At 32.3% G+C, this 26,215-nt stretch carries 27 protein-coding genes; 14 read left to right on the top strand and 13 right to left on the bottom strand.

Annotated features, from left to right (window positions below; all coding sequences use genetic code 11):
• Window positions 1-23 precede the first annotated feature (23 nt).
• The 3 genes from ASJ80_RS11505 to ASJ80_RS11500 all read left to right on the top strand — a co-directional run bounded on the left by ASJ80_RS11505 (window position 24) and on the right by ASJ80_RS11500 (window position 1,781).
• On the top strand, window positions 24-494 hold the full coding sequence (locus ASJ80_RS11505; RefSeq protein WP_245837566.1) for a helix-turn-helix domain-containing protein: 471 nt from the start codon (window positions 24-26) through the stop codon (window positions 492-494).
• 96 nt (window positions 495-590) lie between these two features.
• Complete coding sequence (locus tag ASJ80_RS17115; RefSeq protein ID WP_176720242.1) at window positions 591-749, top strand: helix-turn-helix domain-containing protein; 159 nt, start codon at window positions 591-593, stop codon at window positions 747-749.
• A gap of 60 nt (window positions 750-809) precedes the next feature.
• Window positions 810-1,781 (top strand): MraY family glycosyltransferase, encoded by a 972-nt coding sequence (locus ASJ80_RS11500; RefSeq protein ID WP_069583705.1) that lies wholly within the window; start codon window positions 810-812, stop codon window positions 1,779-1,781.
• Between the two features lie 17 nt (window positions 1,782-1,798).
• Here ASJ80_RS11500 and ASJ80_RS11495 read toward each other — a convergent pair whose 3' ends face one another.
• The gene (locus tag ASJ80_RS11495) at window positions 1,799-2,293 is read right to left on the bottom strand and encodes a hypothetical protein (RefSeq protein ID WP_069583704.1); all 495 of its coding nucleotides are present in this window, start codon (window positions 2,291-2,293) and stop codon (window positions 1,799-1,801) included.
• 45 nt (window positions 2,294-2,338) lie between these two features.
• Window positions 2,339-2,779: a hypothetical protein gene (locus ASJ80_RS11490; protein WP_069583703.1), complete on the bottom strand. Its 441-nt coding sequence runs from the start codon at window positions 2,777-2,779 to the stop codon at window positions 2,339-2,341.
• Window positions 2,780-3,074: 295 nt separating this feature from the next.
• On the opposite strand from ASJ80_RS11490, the gene ASJ80_RS11485 reads away from it, so the two are divergent.
• The 3 genes from ASJ80_RS11485 to ASJ80_RS11475 all read left to right on the top strand — a co-directional run bounded on the left by ASJ80_RS11485 (window position 3,075) and on the right by ASJ80_RS11475 (window position 4,504).
• Window positions 3,075-3,680 (top strand): THUMP domain-containing protein, encoded by a 606-nt coding sequence (locus tag ASJ80_RS11485; protein WP_069583702.1) that lies wholly within the window; start codon window positions 3,075-3,077, stop codon window positions 3,678-3,680.
• A gap of 11 nt (window positions 3,681-3,691) precedes the next feature.
• Window positions 3,692-4,189, top strand: a complete 498-nt coding sequence (locus ASJ80_RS11480) for a methyl-coenzyme M reductase family protein (RefSeq protein WP_069583701.1) — start codon at window positions 3,692-3,694, stop codon at window positions 4,187-4,189.
• Between the two features lie 69 nt (window positions 4,190-4,258).
• Entirely contained in the window at window positions 4,259-4,504 is a 246-nt protein-coding gene (locus ASJ80_RS11475; protein ID WP_069583700.1) for a TIGR00304 family membrane protein, read from the top strand.
• 316 nt (window positions 4,505-4,820) lie between these two features.
• Here ASJ80_RS11475 and galE read toward each other — a convergent pair whose 3' ends face one another.
• Window positions 4,821-5,789 carry a UDP-glucose 4-epimerase GalE gene (gene galE, locus ASJ80_RS11470; protein ID WP_069583699.1) on the bottom strand — a complete coding sequence of 323 codons (969 nt, stop codon included), beginning with the start codon at window positions 5,787-5,789 and terminating at the stop codon, window positions 4,821-4,823.
• Window positions 5,790-6,649: 860 nt separating this feature from the next.
• Between galE and ASJ80_RS17110 the strand changes: the two genes are divergently transcribed.
• The 4 genes from ASJ80_RS17110 to ASJ80_RS17105 all read left to right on the top strand — a co-directional run bounded on the left by ASJ80_RS17110 (window position 6,650) and on the right by ASJ80_RS17105 (window position 9,462).
• Entirely contained in the window at window positions 6,650-6,925 is a 276-nt protein-coding gene (locus ASJ80_RS17110) for a hypothetical protein (RefSeq protein WP_069583698.1), read from the top strand.
• Between the two features lie 534 nt (window positions 6,926-7,459).
• Window positions 7,460-8,173, top strand: coding sequence for a hypothetical protein (locus ASJ80_RS11460; RefSeq protein WP_069583697.1), 714 nt, complete (start codon window positions 7,460-7,462; stop codon window positions 8,171-8,173).
• A 194-nt stretch (window positions 8,174-8,367) separates the two neighbouring features.
• Window positions 8,368-8,850, top strand: a complete 483-nt coding sequence (locus ASJ80_RS11455) for a thermonuclease family protein (RefSeq protein ID WP_083240952.1) — start codon at window positions 8,368-8,370, stop codon at window positions 8,848-8,850.
• Between the two features lie 450 nt (window positions 8,851-9,300).
• On the top strand, window positions 9,301-9,462 hold the full coding sequence (locus ASJ80_RS17105; RefSeq protein ID WP_176720241.1) for a hypothetical protein: 162 nt from the start codon (window positions 9,301-9,303) through the stop codon (window positions 9,460-9,462).
• A 341-nt stretch (window positions 9,463-9,803) separates the two neighbouring features.
• Here the strand turns inward: ASJ80_RS17105 and ASJ80_RS17690 are convergent, their stop codons facing one another.
• From ASJ80_RS17690 to ASJ80_RS11445, 3 genes are all read right to left on the bottom strand, one after another.
• Window positions 9,804-9,932, bottom strand: a complete 129-nt coding sequence (locus ASJ80_RS17690) for a hypothetical protein (protein ID WP_255360685.1) — start codon at window positions 9,930-9,932, stop codon at window positions 9,804-9,806.
• A gap of 43 nt (window positions 9,933-9,975) precedes the next feature.
• Complete coding sequence (locus ASJ80_RS11450; RefSeq protein WP_069583696.1) at window positions 9,976-10,287, bottom strand: Hsp20/alpha crystallin family protein; 312 nt, start codon at window positions 10,285-10,287, stop codon at window positions 9,976-9,978.
• Between the two features lie 166 nt (window positions 10,288-10,453).
• A complete protein-coding gene (locus tag ASJ80_RS11445) occupies window positions 10,454-10,912 on the bottom strand; it encodes a hypothetical protein (protein WP_069583695.1) in 459 nt (152 codons plus the stop codon).
• Between the two features lie 289 nt (window positions 10,913-11,201).
• Between ASJ80_RS11445 and ASJ80_RS11440 the strand changes: the two genes are divergently transcribed.
• On the top strand, window positions 11,202-11,528 hold the full coding sequence (locus tag ASJ80_RS11440; RefSeq protein ID WP_069583694.1) for a cupredoxin domain-containing protein: 327 nt from the start codon (window positions 11,202-11,204) through the stop codon (window positions 11,526-11,528).
• A gap of 79 nt (window positions 11,529-11,607) precedes the next feature.
• Here the strand turns inward: ASJ80_RS11440 and ASJ80_RS11435 are convergent, their stop codons facing one another.
• From ASJ80_RS11435 to ASJ80_RS11405, 7 genes are all read right to left on the bottom strand, one after another.
• Window positions 11,608-12,963 (bottom strand): DASS family sodium-coupled anion symporter, encoded by a 1,356-nt coding sequence (locus ASJ80_RS11435; protein ID WP_069583773.1) that lies wholly within the window; start codon window positions 12,961-12,963, stop codon window positions 11,608-11,610.
• 763 nt (window positions 12,964-13,726) lie between these two features.
• Window positions 13,727-16,177, bottom strand: coding sequence for an AAA family ATPase (locus ASJ80_RS11430; RefSeq protein WP_069583693.1), 2,451 nt, complete (start codon window positions 16,175-16,177; stop codon window positions 13,727-13,729).
• On the bottom strand, window positions 16,178-17,461 hold the full coding sequence (locus ASJ80_RS11425) for a DNA repair exonuclease (protein WP_069583692.1): 1,284 nt from the start codon (window positions 17,459-17,461) through the stop codon (window positions 16,178-16,180). It abuts the gene before it with no gap.
• A gap of 5 nt (window positions 17,462-17,466) precedes the next feature.
• Window positions 17,467-19,107: an ATP-binding protein gene (locus ASJ80_RS11420; protein ID WP_069583691.1), complete on the bottom strand. Its 1,641-nt coding sequence runs from the start codon at window positions 19,105-19,107 to the stop codon at window positions 17,467-17,469.
• A gap of 11 nt (window positions 19,108-19,118) precedes the next feature.
• The gene (locus ASJ80_RS11415; RefSeq protein ID WP_069583690.1) at window positions 19,119-20,228 is read right to left on the bottom strand and encodes a DNA double-strand break repair nuclease NurA; all 1,110 of its coding nucleotides are present in this window, start codon (window positions 20,226-20,228) and stop codon (window positions 19,119-19,121) included.
• A gap of 320 nt (window positions 20,229-20,548) precedes the next feature.
• A complete protein-coding gene (locus ASJ80_RS11410) occupies window positions 20,549-21,925 on the bottom strand; it encodes an MFS transporter (RefSeq protein ID WP_069583689.1) in 1,377 nt (458 codons plus the stop codon).
• Window positions 21,926-22,096: 171 nt separating this feature from the next.
• Window positions 22,097-23,635 carry an FAD-dependent oxidoreductase gene (locus ASJ80_RS11405; protein ID WP_069583688.1) on the bottom strand — a complete coding sequence of 513 codons (1,539 nt, stop codon included), beginning with the start codon at window positions 23,633-23,635 and terminating at the stop codon, window positions 22,097-22,099.
• Window positions 23,636-24,112: 477 nt separating this feature from the next.
• On the opposite strand from ASJ80_RS11405, the gene rbr reads away from it, so the two are divergent.
• From rbr to ASJ80_RS11390, 3 genes are all read left to right on the top strand, one after another.
• Window positions 24,113-24,700: a rubrerythrin gene (rbr, locus tag ASJ80_RS11400; RefSeq protein ID WP_069583687.1), complete on the top strand. Its 588-nt coding sequence runs from the start codon at window positions 24,113-24,115 to the stop codon at window positions 24,698-24,700.
• A gap of 14 nt (window positions 24,701-24,714) precedes the next feature.
• Window positions 24,715-25,101, top strand: coding sequence for a desulfoferrodoxin (locus ASJ80_RS11395; RefSeq protein WP_069583686.1), 387 nt, complete (start codon window positions 24,715-24,717; stop codon window positions 25,099-25,101).
• A 447-nt stretch (window positions 25,102-25,548) separates the two neighbouring features.
• A complete protein-coding gene (locus ASJ80_RS11390) occupies window positions 25,549-26,049 on the top strand; it encodes a hypothetical protein (protein ID WP_069583685.1) in 501 nt (166 codons plus the stop codon).
• The last annotated feature ends 166 nt before the right edge of the window (window positions 26,050-26,215 follow it).

Here is a 26,215-nt window from a genome sequence, read left to right as displayed (position 1 = left end):
AAATTATAACATACGGTGGTAGTTTGGGTGAAGATGAAAATAATGAAATTTATGTAAAAAGAGCATTATCTTCACAGGTGATCATGGAGCTTCTGGATAGATATCCCAATCTTAAAAAGATTAAAGTTCCAAGCAGCTTATACCCTAGAACCTCAAAAAAATATTTAGATGCACTTTCTGAACTGGGAATTGAAGTTGAACCAGTTATCAAAAGGGGTAGGCCCAAGAAATATGGTAGCAATGAAGCTGAACTCGTTCAAAAAATGATTGATGAAGGTGTTAGCCCAAAAGATATATCTGATGAGCTTGAAATTCCTTTAAAAACAGTTTACTATCTCAAAGGTACTAAACTAAAAAGAGGTAGAAAACCAAAATATTCTAAAGAGACGGAAGAGGAAATTAAAAAGTTACGTGATGAAGGTCTTAGAGCAAAGGATATATCTGAAAAGCTAAGTATTCCTCTTAGAACAGTATACTGTCTTATAAAAAGATAATCATGTGGTGAATGTTTTTCAAATGATTATATTTGAGAAGTTGATATTTATTAGAACAATATACTGTCTTATAAAAAGATAATAAATTACGTTTGAATGTTTTTTAAAGGATTATATTTAAAAGAATACTATCTTAAAATAGTGTACTGTCTTACGGTGATGGATAGATTATGTGATGGTCTTAAAGAGGATATATCTGAAAAGCTAAGTATTTCTCTTAGAACAGTGTACTGTCATATGGCGATGGATTATTGACATAAATAAACTTAATTTATACTTTCAGAAAAAACAAGTGATATAAAACACGGTGGTTCAATGGCAAATATGTTTTTTGGCGATTATCAGATGTTACTATTAATTTCAGGTATTTGCGGCTTAGTTGCATTCTTAATAACTTTTTTAACTATGCCTAGATTGATAAACAAATTAAAAGATGCAGAAATAGTTGGTAAGGATATTCATAAACCTGCGAAGCCTATTGTGGCAGAGATGGGTGGTATTGGTATCTTATTTGGTTTTGTAATTGCAATGTTTGTTGGAATTTGGCTATATCCGGCTTATCATTATCAATTTTTAATAACATTAATTGTAATTCTTTTGGTAGGTCTTGTAGGCATGGTTGATGACCTTGTAGTTTTATCATCCAAAGAAAAATTGATTTTACTCTGGCTTGCCGGACTACCGATCATGTGGATTGCCCCTCCTAACGTGGGAATCATTTACATGTTATCTATGCCTATAGCAGTTTCTATTGGTGCTAATTTAACAAATATGCTGGCCGGACTAAATGGAGTTGAATCCGGGCTTGGTGCAATAGCAATGATCTCTCTTACCATTTCTGTTATTATAATGGGCAAATATAACGTTGCTATAATAACTATGGCTATGTTAGGGGCTCTTCTTGCATTTTTATTCTATAACAGGCACCCTTCACGTGTTTTTCCAGGAGACGTGGGGACCCTTATTATAGGTGCATGTATTGTACTTGTGGCGTTTATAGGACGTGTAAAAATCATAGCCCTTATTGTACTTCTCCCAAATATAATTGATGCAGCACTCAAATTTTACAGTGCGGGAGTTGTTGAAAGACATCACCATGCTCCAACTGAAGTAGGCGATGATGGAAAACTGGTAGCTCCTGACGGCGGTTTTAATTCCCTTATACGATCTGTTTTAAGGAGGCCGATGCCTGAAAAGAATGTAGTTGCAATTGTATGGTTTATTGGGATAATTTTTGGAGCTATTGGGATAATTTTAGCATACACGCTTAATTCGATGATTATTTAAGTTAAATACCTGCTAAATCATATCCATATAACATCGGTAGTTGTAATTACGTATCTATTTGAAAAAGCAGGATTAAACAGGTCATTAGTTTGATTAGACGTGCTAAATGATCCACATATACTTTTGCGCACGTAAAAATTCACACGGTCTCCTAAAACGTTTCTATCGCTGATATCTGTAACAGAAGGTGCTGATGCAGAGATTCTAAGCTGTATTTTTGTTTTGTTATATTTTTCATCAAATCCATGGTTTGTGTAGTCTATTTTTATTATTTTCACGCTACTTGGACTCAAAAGCCGCTTATGTTCTATGGTGTAATTTTTAAATGTTTCTTCGGGGTAAATCGCAAAACTGTCTGTATTTGCCCCTTCTATTGCCCCACTTCTTGCTGCAGACATGACCTGATTCAATTCATTGTCAGTTCCTAGAAATGAAGCAATTCCTAAAATTAATATCAGGATAAATCCAATTATCAGGATAAGTTCAAGGGATGCTTGGCCTTTAATTTCCATAAAATCTGATTTATTATTAATACATATATAATAGTTTGTCTTAAATTAAGATCCTGTAATTATTATCCAGTTGTACCCTTCAGAGCCATTTACATTTTTGATAATATATGTTGAGCCGCAGTACATGGTGATTTGTGATTCATCCATTAAATAAGAATTTGAAACTTTTTTGGGGATGATATATGATTTGCCTGTCATTCCACCTACTGTAACATAAACACCTGATGAATTAACGTTTATATAATATTTTTCACCTTTAATGTCATTTGGCAAACTGATGTTGGCTGAATGACCTGTTCCGCTGGAATAAACCTTGTTAATTGCTTCTGCAACATTATCTGCAGTCATCCTTGCTTTGGATAGTTCTTCAGTTTGTGAAGTGGTATCCATGCGGTTTGATACAACGGTTACTATGCTTCCAGCTACAATAATAATTAAGAGTGTTGCAAATATCAGGTCAACAGTCATTACTCCTCTGTCATTCATAGTTTCACTATATTACTAATTATATATATAGTAATAGTTCATAGATGGGAAGATCTACTCGAAGTTAAATATTTTGTTTTTAAAATGGATACTATGGATAAATATCAATTAGATATGTAAAAAAGGTGTTTAATTAAGTTTTTATTAATTATTTGTATTTTGTAGGTGCTTTATGAAACTAATTAACAATAATGTAGTTTATATTTGAGCAAAAATTGATTTAATGAATTAATAATTATTTTTAGGATATAATAATTAAAATTGCTCCAAATATGGGCTTAAAAGTTCTTATTCCATGATTATCCATAATTTTAATATATTAATAATTACATATAATAGTAATAGTTTTCTTTTAGGAGGTGGACGTATCAAGCCAATAGACGGCTTTAATCTTCTGGTAACTCTTCAAGGCCATAAAGATGCACATGCAGGTGAAGAATTAGTGGGAATAGAAGAACTAGAACTAGCACTTTCAAGCTACGAGCCCGTTCTTTATATTAAAGAATCACAGTACCCAAATGTTGTTTTGGTGGAATTGACTATGGATCCTGAAGAAGCAGTAGCAATATTAAGTGAAGCTCCAACAACAGTAGTATCTAAGGTTGTTCCAATTGATGCAGTTGTTAAAACGAGAATGGATTCTATTTGGGAGAGAGCACTGCTAATTGCAAGAGAAAAGATGAATTCAGATGATTCATTTGTAGTGAGGTGCGATTTAAGGGGTAGAGAATACATAGAATCAAAGAATGAACTTATTGAAACAGTAACCAATGAGCTGCTTAATAATATAGATATTATGGCGGACGAAATAAATCCTGGTTGGATTGTTCAAATCGAAGTAGTTGGCGAAGATACTGGAGTCAGCGTTTTAAAGCCACATCAAATTTTAAAAAAGATTTAGAGATTTTTTTTATGTATGAGATTTTCTATTTTAGAGGCGGTCTATACAAATTTGATGAACTGGTTGAGTACATAGAAGATATAGGGGGAATGGTACTCCGCAAAGATCGCTTTGAGCTAATTCGTGGTGAATATTTCCTTGCAAACGAAGTTCATGTACTTCTTGTAGTACCAGAAGAAGAAGTTGAAAATACTAAAATGTTAATTGGGGAGATCAAAGGAACAGCCCATGATGTGGAAATTACAGAAGAACAAAAAAGGACACTACTTGCATATCTTTCCATATATGATTCGCTAAACAGGACAGATAAATGGACTGAAGAAGAAAATATAAAGGATGCCATTACATGTCCGTGTTATGCATTATTATGCAACCAACTTGAAGATGAAGAATGTCAACTGGATGCTGACTTAAAACAGATACTCTCAGAAATGTGTACAAACGGCGTCATTGAATACAAAATATCTGCTGAGGGAAAATATGAATATCGTCTTAAAAAGACGGATTAAACCTAATTCTGTAACTTATTTATATTAAATAGATAAAAGTTAATTCTATAAAAAATTTAAGGGATACCCATGAATGCTTCTACCATTGTAATTACTGGAATTATCGTTATTTTCATTGGGATCGTTCTTATACTTATTGGAACAGCTCTACAATCTACATCTCAAAATGAGGAGGTCCATACCGGGGGAGTAATTTTAATAGGTCCTATTCCAATCATATTTGGTAATGATAAAAGCTTAATTGTAGGGGCAATGATCTTTGCTGTTGTAATTATAATCTTGTGGTATTTACTGATTTACAGGGGTTTAATCTGATTTAATTTTATTTTTTTTTAAAATTTGTATTCGAACTTAAAAATATCAATTTAATTATTTCATTTTATATTGAATTGTTGCATGGAATTATTGTAATTTAACCAGTATAAACTTGTTTTGCAGGTGTCTATGATCTAAATAATGACACATTTTTTAATTTGTGGAGATATTACATTTTGTGATACACATGTACGGAAATAAAAATAGTAATTATTCAATTATGGTTAAAATTTTAGCTGTAAAGCTAAAAATAAATGTGATAGTTTAAAATTTAAACCTTTTAATTTATGGCCTAAAATTATGTCAACATTTTGAACTATTTTAATTTTTTATGCCAGTTCCAGGCAGTTTCTATAATTGTAGACAGTTCATCATATTTAGGCTTCCAGTTCAACTTTTCTTTTGCTTTATCGGAACTTCCGACTAGAACTGGAGGATCTCCTGCTCTTCTTTCTGCTTCAACTGCCCTGATATCTTTACCTGTGACTTCTTCTGCTGTTTCTATAACCTCTTTTACTGAAAATCCATTTCCATTTCCAAGGTTAAAAAAGTCGCTTTCGCCTCCGTTTTGAAGATATTCAAGAGCTAAAATGTGCGCTTCTGCTAGGTCAGTGACATGTATGTAGTCTCTAATGCAGGTACCGTCTGGAGTATCATAATCGGTTCCAAATATTTTAATATCTTCCCTTCTTCCAGCTGCAACATCAAGGATAAGTGGTATTAAATGAGTTTCAGGGTTATGCAGTTCACCAACTTCGCCTTCTGGATCAGCACCTGCGGCATTGAAATACCGCAGCGATGCATATTTTAATCCATATGCGTCACTATAATCTTTTAAGACTGTTTCTACCATTAATTTACCCTTTCCATAGGGATTAATTGGGTTTTGTGGATGGTTTTCAGTTATTGGGATTTCAACAGGATTTCCATATGTTGCACATGTTGAAGAGAACACGAAGTACTTTACATTTTCCTCAAGCATTACCTGAAGTAGATTTAAAGTATTTTTAACGTTATTTGTGTAATATTTTTGTGGATCTTCTACAGATTCTCCAACATATGTAAATGCAGCAAAATGCATCACTGCTTCAATTGGGTACTTCTTGAAAACAGCACGTATATCGTCTATGTTACCTAAATCTCCCCTTTCAAATGTTCCCCATTTTACAAAGTCTCTGTGACCATAGCTTAAATTATCGAATATAACAGTTTCAATTCCTTTTTTGTTGATTTCTTTGTTTAAATGAGATCCTATGTATCCTGCTCCACCTACAATTAATATCATTTATTTAACTCCTATTTATGATTTTTTTAGTTATATATCATTTAAAATGAACTATATATCTGCATTTAGTTACTATTAATTAACTTGTAATTTAATAGTATACCAAAATTTGATTTTCAGTTAGTGTTTTCACTTTATTTTTACTTTTTATCCCTAAATATTTAATTTAAATATTGTATTACAATTTAATGATTTAATATGATTTCAATCACATAAATCGGGATTTTTTAGAACTTAATTGAAAATTGTTATCATAGTTTATACAAGTATATGTGCAATTTGTAGAGGTTCTTTTTTGAAATTATGCTTTATATGATGATAATATATGAACCGGCCATATCGGTCATGCGATAAGCTGGTTTAAAGGTAAGTGCATATTTTATAAAAACATTCTTCCTTGTTAATTTTTAGAAATAGGGTTTTAAATGAGCCGTTTTACTTAAAATAAGAATCGAAAAATTTCGCCCATGGAGAGTTATTATAAAAGCTTTTAATATTGCTTTAAATCTAAAAAAGAGATATGAAGGGGCCTTTTTTTCGATTTAAAAACAAAAGGTTTATATATGATCTTGACTTATTATTAGCTTTGTACTAAAAGACGTCCTAAATGACTAATTTAACATATAGGACACGGAGGCGGTACAATTACGTGGAAATTTAAGAGTGCGTTACTATTTGCGGTAGTAGCAGCAGTCATCTTTTTACCTTCAGTTGAAGGGCTACAAATTCAAAATACATTAAATGGGAGCGAAAAAACCAATTTAAATCAACATAATGGTATTTTAGAAGTAAATGCAGCTTCTAAAACAACTAAAAGCAGTGTTGCTGCATATAATGTGAAAGTAACTTCAAAATATGTCATGGCTACTGGTAAATGTACCTGTAGTTTATACACCGATTATAAGTACCACACCAGGGTCTTTAAAAATTATGACCCATCATCGCATAAATGGGGAGTTTTGGCCTATGAAGTAGGTTCTGGAAAGAACAACCCTGAAGGTATGTGGTACAGTACAGTAACTGACATGGACTTTTGTTTGGTTCATGGAAAATCCCATGATAACAGGGGAAAATATTTAATCCCTTATAATGGGACAATTAATGGTAAAAAAGTAGTTAACGGATATTTTGTGTAAATGTTTAATAACTGCTATTTAAAAAAACTGGATTAACGCAAATCCAGATTTTTTTATTTTTAAATGATCTATATGATCTAAAAATTTGGTTAATTAAGTTTTAACTGACTATTTTTAAAAGCATATGTCTGAATACATTTATTTTCTTAATTTATAATCATTATTTGCTGTATTATTAATTAAATTCCGCAGGTTAATTTGGATATAGTTTTAAATGATAATGTCTTTTAATTAATACATTGTTCCATAATTTACTCATTAATATTACTCTGCTATTTTAGGAATAGTTTAAAAATTAATTGAAGTGAGTTGATTGGAAATGGCTTTCGTAAATAAATTCTAATAGAGCTTTAAATATTAAAATAGATTTTAATGGCTTCTTTTTTGTCGAATTAAATAAAAAAATTTATATGTCATATAAAATTGATTATTATCCAGGTGCGTAATGTCCTATGTAGGTGTATTAATAATTTAGGACTAGGAGGCGATATAATTAAGCGACAATATTTGATCGCAGTTCTATTAGTGGCATTTATGCTAGCGTTCATTTTTCCTTCAGTAGGTGCACAGTCTACTTCGAATGAAGGTGCTAAAATTAGTTTAAATGATAATAGCAGCGTTTTAAAAGTGAATGCAGCGTCCACTACAAAAACTAAAATATGGTACAAATATTATTATAAAAAATGGTATAAGCACTGGTATAAATCGTGGTATAAACAGTGGTATAAGCACTGGTACAAAAGCAACGGAAAATGGAAATACACATGGAAATATACCTGGAAGTACAAATGGAAATATTCGTTGAAATATACATGGAAATGGTGTTGGAAATATAAATCTGTAGCTACCGTGTCTAAATGCGGCGTGGGAGCGTATAACGTGGTTGTAACCAGTAAATACGTTTATGCAACTGGAAGGTGCAGCTGCAGTTTGTATACAAATTATAAGTATCATACACGTGTTTTTTACAATTATAATCCTGCAACACATCACTGGGGAGTTTTATATTTTGAACAAGGCCCGGCACAATTGACATCTCCTGAAGGACTGTGGGTTGCTGGTGATACTGATATGGACTTCTGTTTGGTCCATGGAAAATCCCATGACCGCCGTGGAGTTTATTTAGTTCCTTACAATGGCGTTATTAATGGCAGAAAAGTTGTAAATGGATATTTCACCAATATAATTGTTAAAACAACTACGACAACTAACACTACAAAAACGACAAACAGTACCAATAAAACCTGATGTGCATAACTGGCAATAGTAAATACAATTTAAAACAGGATTATGTTAATACCTCCTTTTTTTATTTTTGATCTGTTAAATGGGATGAATGGAAAATGCACAGCTTATTTTTAAATTTATATATTGAATTTTACAAATCATTGAACTAGTTTTTCGGTGAAAGGCTTTTAAAATAATTAAATTTTGAGGCTTAAATGAAATCAAAAATAGTTTTAATTGGATTTATCGTACTCGTAGTTACCATTTCGGGATGTATTGGAAGTAATGGACTAAATGACAGTAATTCAAATTTAGAAGATAATATATCTACTAACCTTAATCTGGAGATATCAAATAATTCTTCACACTATGACGCAAATGGCCTCTGTTACCATGTTGTAGATGGGGACACAATAGATATTGATACTGTTGGGAGAATACGACTTGTAGGCATAAATACACCTGAAAAAAACCAGCCAGGATATCAGCAAGCTAAAAATTTTGTAAAAAAGGCGTGTCTTGGAAAAGAGGTTTATCTGGATATAGATAATGCAAAGCATTATGATAAATACGGTAGAGTTCTTGCTGTAGTTTATGTAAATGGTGTTAATATAAATAAGGCACTTTTAAAAGGGGGATATGCAGATATAATGTATATACGGCCATCAGAATTTAATCCTTACTCGTGGACAACTTAAATTGGAAATGAGTTATTATTGTATTTTATTTAAAAAAAGAAGTAAATTTAATTAATTTTTGATGGATTCTATGATTAAATACAAGTATATGCAGTAGCACTTCATCTTTGTAAAATTCGATAAATTCCTGCTGTTTTGGACCAATTTGATGCATGCATATATGGTCGTAACCAGCGTCAGCATATCTTTTTATTTTATTTATATGATCCTCTGGATCACTACTGCAGACTATTTTTTCAGCAACTGATTTTTCATAGCTAATCTTTCAAATGTGTAGTTGTTGGAAGGTCAACGTTTATTTGAACATCATTTAATTTAATGGGCCAATATTTAAGGGCATTTTTTCGAGTTTCTTCTTTGTTTTCATCCCAGCACACTGTAGCTTCACTATAGCAGGGTTTATTTTCCCCTTCCCATATTTTTGAAAATTGTTGCTACATTTTCATTGGTATGCAAGCTGCTGCTGCAGCCTGGGCTATAATTGCAGGGTGTGTCCTGAATGTAGGGCATTTTACTCCAGTTACAGTGGACAACCTTTCAGTTACATGGGATATGTCTCTAATTGTACTCCAGACAAATGGAATTTACCCTGTTTGTGAAATCCATGGATGATAATGGTCCGAAATCATGGCAAAGTCGAACCCTTCGGAAATTATTGGAATTATAGATTTCGATAATTTAAGAGTTCTCAAAATCATAGATATAGAAAAATGCATGCATTTTTCTATCTCACAAAAATCCCTCAAAAATTCTGTCAAATCTACGATTTTTATAGGCTTTGAATTTTTAGGGCCCTCTAAACTGTCAAAATTTTCAATTTTGACGCAGCAAAAAACCATGGTTTTTTTGCATGACTTGTTTTCGGGGCCGAGGAAACTTTCAAAATCTTCGATTTTGACGCATCGAAAATTTTTAATTTTCGAATGCTACGTTTCCTACGGCATGTGAAAATTTTATAAAATTTTCGAAAGCTTAGATTTTTGTTGATTTTGAAGACCTGCATCTCCTGCTTGTTTAGCAAAACATACAAGATCAAGAGGGCCAAATTCTTCGATGGAAGGTTTATATCCAATTTTTACCATTATTTAACTCTCCTAAAAAAAATAGAAAAGATTTAATTTATATTTACATTACATCTATTTCCCTGCTTGGCTTTTCCCTTTCTTCAGTTAAAGGCATTCTAATGGTTAATAATCCGTTTTCATATTGTGCACTGCCTTTATCTGGATCAAAATCGTGAGCAAGTACCCAGCATCCGTTATATTCTGTATTTCTTCTTGGGGCTCTAACACAAAATGTATTTTCAGTCACGTTAATGTTTATATCTTCTTTTTTCACGCCTGGAAGCTCTACTTCCATTATGTATTCATCTTCAGTGTGATATACAAATGTTGCAGGGGAAACAGGTATTTTTTCAGTATTTCCTTCTTCAGCCATAAGATCACCATGTAATACTTTTATTAAAATTAGTATTTAAATATTTTTATATGGATTATCAAAGCTTAAACATAAAAATAACTATTTTTTAAACTATTTATAGTATTTAAACCCTTAATTAAGTTTTAATATTAAAATTAAAAAAAATATATTACAAATTTAAAATTTACAGGGAATAATACTCCCCATCTTTCTTTTGAATTTTTTTGATTAAACCCTTATTTTCAAGGGATACGATAATCTGGTACATCTGGAGGTTATTCAATTTTAAATCACCATAAAGAAGATTTCCTTCTAAAAAATGCCTTGAAATAAACCCATCAGTGGCTAAATTTGTGATAAGTTCAAATGTTTTTTTCTCTGTCTGATTAAGGTCTTCTCTTAAAACGTCTGCCCTTGATTCTACTGCATTAATCTTTGCATCGACTGCATTAGCTTTAATATAATTATCATTTCTGGATATGAGGTCCTTATTTTCTAAATTTGTTAGTATATCTTTAAATTCAGTTTCTGACATGGAAAGATCTAACTTTAAAATATTGGAAGGTACTCCGTTACTGTATTCTGCCTGAAAATATTTAATCTGGTTTAAAACTAGATTTTCTTTTTGGGTAATGGTAATCATTTAATCACATCTTTTAATGTTTAGAGATATTTTCACATATTTTTGATGATATCAGTTTTAAATAATGAAATTCACTATATAACTTTCTGATTCAACATACTAATAGTTTTCAATGGTTTAAAAGGGTAAATTGTATGGTGATTTATAATGTAATCCTGATGTGTTGGTATTGAAAATTAAAAATAGAAGCTAGATTCTTTTATGTATATTTTAGATACTGTATACTGAACTCCATTTATAATATAATATTTAGTTAAATTATTATCTAACCGGGAATACTAATTAAATCATGAACTCAGCTCTTATAAGAATTGGAATAATTTTTATGGTTATCGGAGTAATTTCAGTATCTGTCTGTACGCAGAAAAGCAAACTAATACAATTATTATTGGAAATTCTACATTTAAACCAACCAATGCATGTTACGTTAGGAACAATGGTTAGATGGACTAATCAGGATAATACTCCCTGTAAAATAGTAAATGATACTGGAAACTTTGAGAGTCCAACTTTAAACAAAGGAGATACATTCACATATACCTTTGATAAAGAAGGGAAATATAATTACTATGATGGATTAAATTCATCAATAAGAGGCAGAGTTATTGTAGAATGAAAAAAAATTACGTAATTAAAACTGGTTTTATGTTTAAAAAAATAATAAAATGTAGAATATAAAAATTCTACTAACAATTTTATCCTATAATATGGAATGGTATGGCTATTGTCAAGAGCATAGCTAGGGTAAGTATAACTCCTATTACAATTAACGGTACTCCTGCTTTGAGTATCTCTTTGATGTTTACATATTTTGTACCGTAAGCCATTGCTACTGTTGGGTCTGCCATTGGTAACATGAACGATAGTGAACATGCAATTGCAACTGGTATTGCATAAACTCCTATTGGTTGTCCCTGTGCTTGTGCTAATGTCACTGATAATGGTATCAAAATAGCGGATAATGCTATATTTGACATTACCTGGGTGATAATTACGCCTATAATCATAAGTACCAGCATTATCAGCATTGTTGATGGGTTGCTTCCTAACATGGCTACGATATCTTTTATTAACCATGAAGCGGCTCCAGTGTTGAGTAATGCTGCTCCTAGTGAGAGTGCACCTCCAAAGAAGATAATTAATCCCCAATCAACGTTGGTTTGGGCGTCTTTCCAGTCAACAACACCAAATATGAAGTAGAGAACTGCACCGATAAGTGCAACAGAGTAACTGTTTATGCCTGTGAAACTTGCTGTAACCCATAGCAGTATGGTAAATAGCAGTATTCCAAGAGTTATTTTCTCTGTTTTTGTTATGGAACCTAATGATTCCATTTTTGTAGCAATAGTTTCTTTTCCGCCTATTATTCCTTTAACTTCAAATGGGAACATGAAACCAAGGAATTTCCATATGATAAGCATTAGTGCTATTGCCAGTGGAAATCCGAATATCATCCAGTTTAAAAATGGTAGATGAGTATATGCTGCTGCCATCAGGTTGGGAGCGGTTCCTATCTCTGTACCTAATCCACCGGCCAGAGAACCGTAGGAGGCTCCGAGAACCATAGCTTTTGCAAAATTACTTTTTCCTTTTTCAGCATCGTTAATACCCATTAAAGGTATAATTTCCTTAATGATAGGTAACAGCATGGCGAATGCTACCACATTTTCAATCCACGCTGAAAGAATTCCAGTTGAGAAAACTGCCACAAAAAGGCTTCTTCCAGGACTTGTACCTAACTTATTGAGCATTGCATAGGTTAACCGCTGTGCAAGTCCGCTTTTACGGATTGCTTCTGCTATGATGAACCCCCCAATCATCAAGAATATGATTGGATTTGCAAAACCAATTACTGCATTATCAAAACTTTCTACTCCAATTAGGGGCTGTATGAAAAGTATAATTAAAGAAGTAACTGCTAAATGTACAGACTCAGTCGCCCACATTATTATGGCGAATACAAGCAGTGCAATTGCAGCATGACCCTGATAACTCAGACCATTTAAAGGAATTAGCATAACCACTATAAATGCAATTATGGCCAAAGGCATGCCTAAATTCTTTAAATTTATATTCGTTTTAAAGCCTCCAAAAATCTTTGATTTTTGGGGTTCCAAAAATTCAGAATGAATTTTTGAGAACCTCCAAATATTTCATATTTGTGGTTCAGAAACGCTACGCGTTTCTTCAACCTCCAAAATTTTTGTTAACAAAAATTTTGGGGTTCAGGAAATTCATTCTGAATTTCCTTCAACCTCCAAAAAATTTTTATTTTTATGGGGTTCCAAACACATCGTGTTTGATAACCTCCAAAAATTTCCCTCAAAATTCTACGAATTTATCACATTTGCGAAGCATAATTTACAAATATTTTATATTTGTGTTCCAAAAATCCTATAGATTCTTGAGAACTTCGCAAACATGTGAAAATCTATCGAAATTTATAATTTTATGCATCAAAAATTACGTTTTTGATAGTTTTTACTTGTTTTAATTTTCATAATTAAGGAGCTATGTTCCCTAAACGTTGAAAATCTTCGATTTTTGATAGTTTCAATATTTTGGAGTTCAGAAAAAACATAGTTTTCCTTAAACCCCTTAATTTTAACAGATTATTTACGGAACATCATATAATATAAATATATTTCATAATGATTAATAATGTGAATTATCTGGCCGTATGTTTATTAGGGCCGTTTAGAGTTAATTCATAGTATATATTATAGAAATAATAATACAAAAATTATGGGGTAAGCTCTTGATATTATCTCTTAAAATAAATTAATTTGAATAAAATAAAATTTAAAATGAAAATTATCCGCTTAAAGTAACGCAGGAATTTCCATCGATTTTTTCCACTTTAAACACATTGTCTGCAAAGCTTCCAAGTTCTCTTTCATGAGACACAATGATAACCTGTGGGCAGTCCAGTTCATTTAAAATTTCCCTGACCTTGTACAGCTGTTCCCTGCTGAACCCATCGGTTGGTTCGTCTAATATCAATAAATTGGATTTCATTCCTGTAGAAACTTTCTGAACGATATTATTTAAAGCTAAACGGTAGGCTAATGCCACACTGGTCTTTTCGCCGCCGCTTAAATAATTAATATCCTGTTCAAACCCGTCCTGTTCTACAATCGGCGTGAATTCTTCGTCAATTTTAGCTGTTTTTGAAATGTCTTCAATAAGGATGCTGAACCATTTCTGGAAATCACAGTTAAACTCTTCGTACCTTTTCTGCATCACATGTTTTTCTATCAAGCTGAGTGTAGGAATCAAATAGTCGTTGAGCCAGATATGATAATCATTGAACTTATCCAACTGTTTCTTGAGACTTTCCTTTTTGTTGATTTCATCTTTAACTTTTGATATATCCTCTTCCAATTTTTCTACAATAGTTTTTGTCTCAACAATTTTTTCTTTCACTGCCTGAAACTCTTCCTCTGTTTTCTGGTAGTTGAATTTTACCTCGGCAATCTCATTAGGTATATTTTTTAATTCATCTAACTTTGTCTGGAAAGTGACTAAATCCTGTTTTAATGAATTAATTTCTGCAGTTAAAACAACAATATTTCCCTCATTTTCTTTTATTTTATCAAAATTCTTTTTAAATTGATATTTGACGTTCTCTAAATCCTTCTGGCTCTGGTTGTACTCTTTGAGTTTATCAAGCAGGGTTTCAAAATGAGTTATATATTTATCAGTTTCATTAAATTCAACAGAACCATCTATTATTGATTTTAAATCTGTATCAAAACTGTTTAATTTCGTATAAATGGAATTAATCTTATTCTTTAAATCATCTAAACGCGATACTTTATCTATTACTAATTTTAAGTCATTTAAATTATTTTCCAGGGTTTTTATTTCTATTTCTTCTGATTCTAACTGTTTTTTTCCTTTTAACTCTACCTGGCTTAATATTTTGGATTCTGAATTTATTTTCCTGATTTTTTCGTCGCTTTCAGCTTTTAAATTCTTTTTATGTTCTTCATTTAGTGTACTGCCGCATATTGGGCATAAATCTCCAAGGCCATCTACATTGTCCAGTTTTTTAATAATTTCTGATTTTTCCACATCTAACTTGTATATTTTTTCAGTAATTTTTTGCAGCTGTTCCTTATCTAACTTGAATGCATCGTATTTTTCCTTTATTGTGAGAATTAAAGCATCTTTTTCTCTTAAAAGTCCTTCAGAAGTTTTATTTTTATTTTCTCCCAGTTCATTTTCAGTTGACTGTTTGCTGTCATTTAGAAGAGCTAAATTAGATTTTAAACTGTCGTGTTCTTTGATAATTTTTCTAATAGCAACTAGTTTACTGCTTAAATTTTCCTCAGTTTCAGAGGTGGGCTGTTCAATCTTTTCTAGGGCTTCAATTTGAGGGATAAATTTCAGCTTATTTTCTTCTTCACAAGTTTTAACTTCATTTTGGTACGTAATAGTCAGCTTTTCTTTTTCACTAATTTGCTTTTCTAAATGTGGAATTTCAGTCTGTATCTTTTTAAGTTCCAATTCTGATTCTTGAAGTTTTTCAAGTGTTTCCTTCTGTTTTTTCTGTAAAATATCCAGTTCTTCCCCGCGTGCCTGAGATTTCGTATTTTTAGTTTTATTTGCGTCTAAGTTGCCTTTTAAAACAAACAGTTCCTGTTTTTTATCATCAAGATCTTTTGTTTCAGTTTTCAGTTCAATGAGTTTATCTTTAATTGACCTGGACAGTATATTTGCATTTTCAGCGGCAATTTTGTAGTCCTCTATACCAAAAGCTTTTCTTAGAGTTTGGAGCCTTTCATCGGGTTTTTGGGAGAGTATATATTTCATCTCTTCTTGGGGTGTATAAACCGCGTATCTGAATATAACACTTTGAGCTCGTGGATTGAGGGGTTCCTTAAAATTGAGGATTTTTAAAATTTTTTCTTTGATTTCAGAAGGTGATAACTCAATTTTTCCCCCATTCATGCCTAAAATTCCTTTTTCCTGCCTAACGGGCCCGTCATTTTCTTTCCGTATTAGAGATCGTTGAACTAAATAATTGTCATCACCAACACCAAATTCTAAGGTTACCGATCCTTTTTTTGACCCTTTTCGAAGCAGAGAATCACCTTTCTGATTTCCAAGACCAAAAAGAGCAAACTCGATAGCCATCAAGAGTGTAGACTTTCCAGAACCTATATCCCCCTCAAAAAGAGATGTTCCGATAGGAAAATTTATAGGTTCACTATTTTTATAGCTCCTTATGTTGTTTAGTAATAGTGACTTAAAAATCATTTATTGACTCTCCAAATCTAATATTTCTAATGATTCACTTAAAATTCTATTTTTATAATCAGTCTTCTTTTCGTTAGGTTTAGGACTTTTTCGCAGTGCTTTTAGTAAATTAACAGCGAGTTTAGCCCCTTCTTTCTTATTAAGTTCGTCCTGCCCCACTTCGATGTTACGAATGTTTTCTAGAAGTAAATTTTCCTCTATTTCCTCAGTGGTTTCTCCCTTAACGCGGATTTTTGTAAATTCCTTTGAAACAAGCCCATGATGGTTAATACTTACATGTAAAGCTCCTGCTTCATTAAGAATTCTCTTTATTTCCTGGAAATTGATGTCCGATGTTTTACCTCCCGATAATTCTCCTTTTACCTTTAAGATAACTATTTTTTCATTAACGTATTCCTGCTTTATTTTTTCTATAATCTCATCGTAGAGCTGGTTTGAGTTTTTATCATCTGCTTTAAATGATAAAAAGTCATATTTAGCTAGATCCACTTCGTGAAAATAATCTTTGCAGAAATTAACGCTTTTAATTTTTTCATCAAATTCAACAATGAAAAAACCTCTTTTTTCGCCTTTAGCGCTTATTTCAAGATCTTTAGGAGATCCTGCAAAAGGAGGACCGGGATAAGTAATGATATTGTAACCTTCTAACTGGGTTTCGCATATCCTTTGGTGTATATGCCCTCCAGCGTAGTAATCAAATTTTTTGGGGAGTTTTTTTATGTCAATTCCATCCATTTTGGATAAAAAATCAGGGAGTAAATTTTTAATGGATGTGTGGAAGACGAAAATCTTAAAGCCGTCTTCCTCTTCTAAACTTTTTTTATCAAGCATATTGTAATAAGAATCATCCAATCCCATTTTCCGCCCGGATATTCCTGTTAGTTTAGCCCCTGTCTTTTTATCAGTGAGGAACTTCAATTTCAGTTTTTCTTCTCCAGCTTCATTTTCAACAATGTAACCGTTGAATAGTTTTTTTAATAACCCGCTTTCTGTAATTACGTCGATGATTGAAGTTTCATTTGGGCTGAAATCATGGCTGCCGTAGTTAATATAAACTGGAATTCCTTTGTCTGATACTTCTTTTAGTTTTCCAACAGCCTGTTTAACAATGCTCATGTCGGGGAGATTTGAGTGAAATAAATCTCCGGCGATGATAATAAAATCAACTTTTTCTTTCATGCATGTATCTAAACATGTGTTAAAAGCTTTAATTTCTAATTCTTTTAATTCTGAATATTTTTGGGCTCCTAAATGGCAGTCTGCAATGTGAGCAAATTTGTACATCTTTATCAACCTATGACCATAGTTTTAAGGTCTTTTGTTTTGTCTTGTGGTATTTCATCTAAATATTCTTTAACATATTTTTTAAATTCAGGGGTATAAATAGGAATGGCAAATCTGGTAAAAACGCTGCTAACGATAGCTTCACCTTTATCCAGGCTGGCAATAATTCTTTCATCATCTGATAAATCCTGTGATGCGCTGTTAATTATTGCAGATCTCTCTGGTGACATTTCATTTCCTAAAATAATTTTAGTATTCATGTTGGCTAAAATCGCTCTAGGGATAACACTTGATAATTGAGTAATTGCAATTAAACCTATTTTGAACTTTCTGCCTTCTCTTGCAATTGTACCGTAGATATTTCCACCGTGACTTTCTATTGCGTCCTGGCCCAAAACTCGCGGTGCTTCTTCGATTACAATACTGATAACTGGTTTATTTTTCAGTTCTTTGGAATTGTATCTTTTATATTTACTGAATATATTGCTGGTTATGATACTACCTATAAACAGTTCTTCAAAGTCGCTTAATTTGGAACTATCAATAATAACAATTTTTTCCTCTTCCAATGCCCTAACAATGTCTTCTACTGTCGACAATCCGTAGTCCCCGCCGACAAAGAGATTACTGTTAAATATGCATTTTTTTCCCTTTGTGGGATCACCTTCTTCAACAGCAACCGCAGATACTCCTAATTTTGTTTCCATTTTTCTCTTTAAAACTTCAGCAGTCCCTTCATGAACTCCCATTTCTTTCAGGACATCCCTATCTATTCCTTTAGCAATTTTAGTTATCCAATTTGATCTATATTTATTATAAATTGTTCTTATGGCTTCAGTTTGGGCTGAAGAAAATCCTCCAATACCGCTGAAATGATATGGCCGTATTTTTTTCACATTTATAGCTAATGTGACTGCATCATCATTGTCTTTATCTGGAGAATAGTACTCAAGTTTTTCATCTTTTTTAGGGTGGTAACGCAGGCCAATTTTAATACTGTCTCCATAATATTCATCATGAGGATCTAAAACAAGTATACCTGCTCCTTCCGTATCTAAAATACTCCAGAGCATTACTTTAACTAAATTACTTTTTCCCCTACCTGTTGTAGCAGGGATTAAAATGTGATGTGTTAATGATTTAATCAGGTCAATATAAACTTTAATTCCTTCTTCTACAGTTGATCCACTTCTAATATCACCTAAATAAATTGAATTTTCGAGATTTTTTGGTTCTAAAAATTTTAAATCGGATTCTTCAATGGATTTAATGGGGCTGAAAAAATTAGGCAGTCTTTTTGGACTTTTGGTGATATATTCTCTTTCACTGCCCGTTATCTTTTCTTGAACATAGAGTAACGACTTAGCTCGTCCTAAATTGTAATTGGTCAACTCAGGTTCCATAAACTCAAGATCAGGGTCATAACCTTCTAATTTCATACCTGAAAGCAGTTCATGGGTGGATTGATGGGCCTGGCTTTTATATTCAATATCTTTAACTTGAAGGATAGTATAATTCCTTTCATTTGATTGGGAGGCATTTTCTACAATTAAAAGTTCACCAAGTTCTAAATTTTCGCCATTTTTTTCTCTTATGATAATATCTTTTAGTCCGCCGCCTATAATTTGGCCTCTTTCATTAGTCATTTAAACCTACCTCATTGCCCATCTAATTTTTCATGTGTATTTACAATTTTGATTAGTGGATTAACCTGTTTCCAGGTCCCCATTCTTGAAAGTTCAGAATATAATTTTGCTTTATAACCTTCCATTTCTTCATTCTTAACTCTGGCCCATAAATCTGCATCAATAAGCCCATATGGATATCCTGGTACTTTAATATCTTTAGAATTATCTGCAATGCATGAAACTAGTTCACATATTTCCTTATCACTCATAGTTTCAGCTTGTTCTTTGAATATTTCAAACCTAAATGCGGTGTGGGCATGTTTATTTAATTTTACAACCATAATTACAGCTTTATGCTCACGGTTAGTATCTTTACTCCATGCAACTGGATAATAACACCATTTATCATATTTAATCTCTGAATCATCCGCTAGTCTTTGAATAGAATCAATAAGTGAAACTCTTGTATCAGTAGCTAACCTGCATGTTTTAGATAACCCTGTGATAATTACATCATTGTCCATTGCTTTTCTAAAAACATCTTCTTCATATTTATATTCGCGTTGATGGCCAGTTTGAAGAGATCCATCTCTTACCATAATATCTCCAGGTTCTAGTTCTGATTCTATAACGTGTCCTGTAATTTTCCATTCAGCAAATCTTCGGGCCATGGATGCCATTCTATCCATTCCTACTTGTGTTCCTGCTTCCACGTTTTCTTTACGGGCATTTGCTTGAAGATCTCTTTCATCAGGTAAATATGGGTTAAATTTATCTTTTACTGGCCTTATTTTTGTTTCAAAATTGATATCGTGACCTTCTAACTGAGAATATGTGTAAGAAAGAAATTCTATCCTTTGGGGAATCCCTGATCTAATTGGAACCCGTTTATTATTTTTAAATATGCTGAAATAAACACGGTTTAACTGTACTGAATAAACTGGTGATGGTAAAAGTTCCTGGTTTCCACCATCCACAAATGCAATCTTCCTATCAGTTTCAGCGGAGTTAATTTCATGAAAATATTCTTTATTAAGTGGGCATGACCTGTAATCAGAATCATTAAAATAAGGATCTCCTAATTCTCTTTGAGACAAATCCCTGCTCAAAATTTCAGCAATTTCTTTTATACTCTTCATTGTGAAGTCACTCTTTTACGTCTAATCAATTGTTCTGTAATGTTGATTGTACTACTTATATTTTATCCTGTTTTGATAAATAAGTACACAAATTACAGAGAAATAGAAAATACTGATTATAATAAATCTATATGAATTAGCTTTAATAATTAATTATTTACTAATTTGCACCTTTTAATTTTCCAGATCATATTTAAAAATAATTTAAATGGACACATCAAGAAATATTCTTTTATTAAATATTTTATTTAAAAAATGAAATGAATTAAAGTTATTTAAAGATTATAAAATAAAATTTAGGTTTTATTGGTGTATTTGAACTACTGCTTGACTGCACCGCTTTTAGCCAGTGAAGCAAATATACCAACAAAACAAAGCACCGTGAACACGATAAAGGCGATCTGAACACTCAACAGAAGTGCAGGATACTCAGAAGGCATGATCTGAACATTTCCTATGTACAGGGCGAAAATAATCAGGACTGTTCCCATACTAAGTGTCTGCCCGATTAACCTCATTGTCCCAACCGATTCAGATGCCACCCCGTAAAATCTCTTTTCAACAGACCCCATAATTGCATTGGTATTTGGAGATGAAAAGAGTCCAAACCCTGCGCCGAGTATAACTAAACCTGCTATTATAAACTCGTAGCTTGTGTTTGCATTTAAAAAGACGAATAACAGAAGGCCTACTGTTGTAAACGCCATACCGAGAGATGCGATTAAGCGAGGGTTGTATCTATCTGAAAGCCTGCCTGCAATAGGGGCCAGAACAGCCATGACAACAGGTTGGGCTATTAAAATCAGCCCGGCATTTCCTGGGCTTAAACCTTTTATGTATTGTAAATACAGGCTCAGGAGGAAAACCACTGCAAATGTGGCGCTGTAACTGATCAGCGCAGCTAAATTGGAAAATGCGAAAGTTGCATTTTTAAACAGTTTAATCTCAAATACTGGGCTTTGAGTTTTTAATTCCAATATAATAAAGCCTATTATTCCAATTATCCCTAAAATTGTGCTTATTGCACCTGTAATTTCTGGAAGTAATGAAAATCCATATATAATCAGGAAGAGGGATATACTGTAAATCATAGAACCTGGTAAATCGAATTTTTCTCCCTTACATAATGCCCATTCTTCCTTTAATTTCCAGAAAGTGAGTATAAGAACTATTAAGCCCACGGGTATCATTAAAAGGAAAAGGCTTCTCCAGCCTAAAACCTGTGTCATTATTCCTCCTAAGACAGGGCCCAGTGCTAAACTCATGTATACCGATGTTATTGTTATTCCAAGGGCTTTACCTCTCTCCTTTGGTGGAAATACATGGGTTACAATTGCTATGCTTGTAACGAATATCATTGCAGATCCAATTCCCTGAAGGACCAGAAATGCAAGGAGAAACATTGATGAAGGTGCAGCTGCACATAAAAATGATGAAATGGTAAAAGTGATAATTCCATAGGTAAAAATACGTTTCATCCCGAATATGTCTGCTAATCTCCCAAATGGAACTGCAAACATGGCTGATGCAAGTAAAAATGATGTGGGTATCCAGCTTAATAAAATAGCGTTTGTTTGAAACTCTGATCCAATTGCAGGAAGCGCGATATTAATTGCTGCTGCAATAAATGGTGAAACAAAGGACGCGAGTGTTGCAATAATTAAAGCTGTTAATTTAATATTGTTGTTATTTTCCATAAAATTCTCCTTTATAGTATCCAGTGTAAGAGAACATTTTATTATATTTATGGATAAATATCTTTTGATATTACCTTAAAAAAGGGATTAGTTAAAATAAAGCTTTAATATATGTAAATATTGAATTATTGAGATTAGGTATTAAAAATAAGTAAATAGGGATAGTAAAATTTATTTTTCTAAATCTTTGTATTCTGGAAGATCTCCCAGTGCAGGGGCGTGGATAACTTTTCCATCATAAGTGTAACGTGAGCCGTGACATGGGCAATCCCAAGTTTTTTCAGCATTGTTCCAGACTACCTGACAGCCTAAATGCACGCAGGCAGAAGATACGGCACATATATTTCCATTTCCGTCTTTATATGCTGCTACTTTTTTACCATTTACTTTTATTATTCTCCCTTCACCATTTTCAAGTTCAGACGGTTTCATTGATTTAGGTCTTGAAAAACGTCCGGATAATAATTCTTTAGCAACATCCAGGTTGGTACCAATGAATTCTTTTGTAGATTCAAGTTTAGGCATTGATCTAGATGGGTCAAAGAAGGAACTCCATTTGTTTTCATTTCCTAGAATTAAATCTGATATAATCATGGCTGCAACTGTTCCGTTTGTCATTCCCCACTTCATAAATCCAGTCGCTACATAAACTCCTTTTGAGTTAGGTTCTATTTTACCAATATAGGGGATATTATCTATGGTGATGTTGTCCTGTGTAGACCAGTGGTAATCAATTGATTTAACATCAAAGTGATCACGGGCGTGTTTTTCTAATTTTTTGTAAAATGCAATTGTGTCGGGTTCATGCCCTACTTTATGATTTGCTCCACTAACTATCACGATATCTCCTTTATTTGATGGGGATGAACGGTACGTCACAGTGGGCTGTGTGCTTACATACACCCCCTTAGGAAAGGGCTTGTTTAGGTATAAACCAAGAGCATATGACATGTTTGGGTACATTTTAGCAAATAAATGGCTTGGGTCATAAATTGGAAAATGAGTTGCAACTATTACATTTTTGGCCTTAATCGAGCCTTTATCTGTGATAACCTCATTTATATTTCCCTCTTTCACATTAAGTGCCCTTGTATTTTCAAATATATAACTGCCATCACCTGGAATACTTTCAATTAAATTCAGAAGGTATTTTCTTGGGTGGAACTCTGCTTGATTTTCATATTGTACTGCTCCTGCAATTTCAAAAGGTAGTGGCGAGGTTTCTGTATATGTGGCTTGAAGCCCTGCATCTGCAGCAGCTTCAGCTTCTTTTTTAAGCATGTCTCTTTCATCTGGATTTTCACTGTAAATATAACATGGTAAGCGCCTGAAATCACAGTCTATATTTCTTTCTTTTATAATAGACTCAATTTTATCTATGGATTTTTGATTAGCTTCTGCGTAAATACGTGCTCCTTCTTTACTAAAGTGAGATTCAAGATTAGAATAAATGATATTGTGGGCAGCAGTGACTTTTGCTGTTGTATTTGCAGTTACGTCTTTGATAACCTGTTTGGCTTCAATTAATGCTACTGATAATCCTGCTTCTTTTAAAAGTAAAGCAGATGTAATTCCAACAATACCTGCGCCTAAAATCGCTACATCAACTGATAATTCTTTTTCTAATGGATTAAAATTAGTATCAGGAGTATTTATAATCCAGAATGATTTTAGTTCTCCCATATTTTCAAGATATTTACTTTTTTTCATAATATTACCACCAGAAATATTATAATTATTACTAATTTTTAAATTTTTATTAATATAAAATTTAGGAAACCATTAAACTGATTTATTACTAATTATAAAATAAGTATGATAAATATGATGATGACATTTGATTTTTTAACTGCATGGATCTCAAACATATATTATATTCTTTTAATATTTGTGCCTGTATTTTTAGTATTCAACGCTTTTAAATTGATAATAAGATCAATAACCGCTAAAAATAATGGTAAATAATTATTTAAATGGAATTATATGAATAAAATGGAATTGAGATAATGTATAATCCAGTAAATGGATTAAGTAGTTTAATAGTTAATAATATGTATTATAATTGCTTAAATTTTAGTTAGATACGTTAAAATGTTTTAAATTATTAGATTTGATGTAAATTACTATTTTTCTAATCCGATAAAAATTTATAGAAAAGAACCTATAAATAAAACAAGGTGATATCTTATGCAAAAAACAATGGAAAATTTAGCAAAAGCCTTTATTGGTGAAAGTCAAGCAAGAAATAGATACACATTATATTCTAAAGTTGCAAAAAAAGAGGGGTATGAACAACTAGCTGAAATTTTCCTCATTACTGCAGATAATGAAAGAGAGCATGCTAAATGGTTAATGAAAATGATCCAGGGTTTAAAAGCAGAAGGTGGGGAACCTCTTGAAGAAATTGTAGTTGAATCCGCTGCCGCACCTGCTATCTACGGGACAACAGTAGAAAACCTTAAATCAGCAATTGCAGGAGAACATTATGAAAATTCTGAAATGTATCCTGAATTTGCAAATACAGCAGAAAAAGAAGGGTTTATAGACATAAGCGACAGGTTATTTGCAATTGGTTATGCAGAAGTACATCACGAAGAAAGATATCGAAAATTTTTAGAACAAATAGAAGCAGGTACCCTTTACAAGAAAGATAAGGAAGTAGAATGGAGCTGTAGAAAATGTGGACATGTATATGTTGGAACAGAACCTCCAGAAAAATGCCCATCATGTGACCATCCAGCAAAATACTTTGAAATTAAGTGTGAGCAGTATTAAAAGAGGGACCATAAATGACCGAACAAAATCAGGTTTATAGATGCAACATATGTGGAAACATTGTTAATGTCCTTCATACAGGTTTAGGAAAACTTGTATGTTGCGGCCAGGAAATGCAGTTACTTGAAGAAAAAACAACTGATTCTGGGTCTGAAAAACATGTTCCAGTAGTTGAAAAAACAGATAATGGAATTAAAGTTAAAATAGGTTCAATTCCACACCCTATGGAAGAAAATCATTTTATAGAATGGATAGAAATAGCTGCAGATGGCAGGGTTTATAGAAAAATGCTTAAACCAGGTGATAAACCAGAAACTGAATTTGAAATTGATTTAGAATATATAAATGTAATCAATGCCAGGGAATACTGCAGTATCCATGGATTATGGAAATCAGTTTAGGATTATTTTTCAACTGATATTGGCGGTAAATACACACCTTTAATCTTTTTTTATAATTTAATTTTTTTTAGTTTAAAACTTCAATTGCATTGCCTAAACTATATGTTTTTACATTTTAAGTGCCGGATAACCATACAATAGAGGCACTGTTTTAAAAGTAGGGCTAGTTGATATGCTGTTATTAGATTTAGGAATATTTGTAAGGTGAGTAATCTAATTTTAAATAAGTGAAATTAGTCAACTTAAAATAAAGGTAGAAAGTTACTAAGTAACATAATTTTTTGAATATAAAATAGAAAATTTCTATATTGAACTCCATTAAATCTGAATGATTTGAAGTGAACTCAAAGAGTTGCTAGTTTCAATTTCACAACTAAAAATTTCATTAAAACAGTAAAATTTTATACTTTGAAAATAAATGTCTATTAACTTAAAAAAGTGAATTATATGAAAAATAAAATTATCCCATTGGTACTTGTAACATTTATGATGGCCATAGTTGCTATATCTGGATGTATTCAGTCAGATGTAAGCGGTATAAATGGAATTTCTTCCACCATAAGTAATCATATTAAAAATGGGGACAGTTACTATAATACTGCAGTGACAAATGCGAACAAGTATTCACTTGATACTGCAAGTTCAAATGCTGATAGCGCATTATCTGAATTTAATTCAGCGAAAACTTCGGCTCAAAATGCTTTAAGTTACGCTCAAAACTCTAAAGATAGTGTATTTACACAATATATGCAGAACCTTATGGTACAAATAGATGCCAGGATTAATGCAACTTCAGAGCTTCAACAGGCTGTTACTTACTTTAAACAGAAGGATAGTACAAATGGAAATTCTCACGTAACCCTTGCAAACAGCTACATGGACAGATCAATCCAGTATCAAACAGCAAATAAAAATTTAGTAAGCCAAAATCCATCTAAATTTAAATAATCTTACTTATAATTAGTATTGATTTATTATTTTACAGGAATTACTCTATTTTAGTAAGCTAACAAAAAAAAACACTGGTAATTAAACGTAGGATATAACTTCATTAAAAATGAAACATGAATGTATTTAAATGGGAAAGACGAATTAGTAAATAACGATTTAAATT

Source organism: Methanobacterium bryantii, assembly GCF_002287175.1.
GTDB classification, from domain to species: domain Archaea; phylum Methanobacteriota; class Methanobacteria; order Methanobacteriales; family Methanobacteriaceae; genus Methanobacterium_D; species Methanobacterium_D bryantii.
The sequence above is the reverse complement of the archived record's forward strand: the minus strand, read 5'-3'. Positions and strand labels throughout refer to the sequence as shown.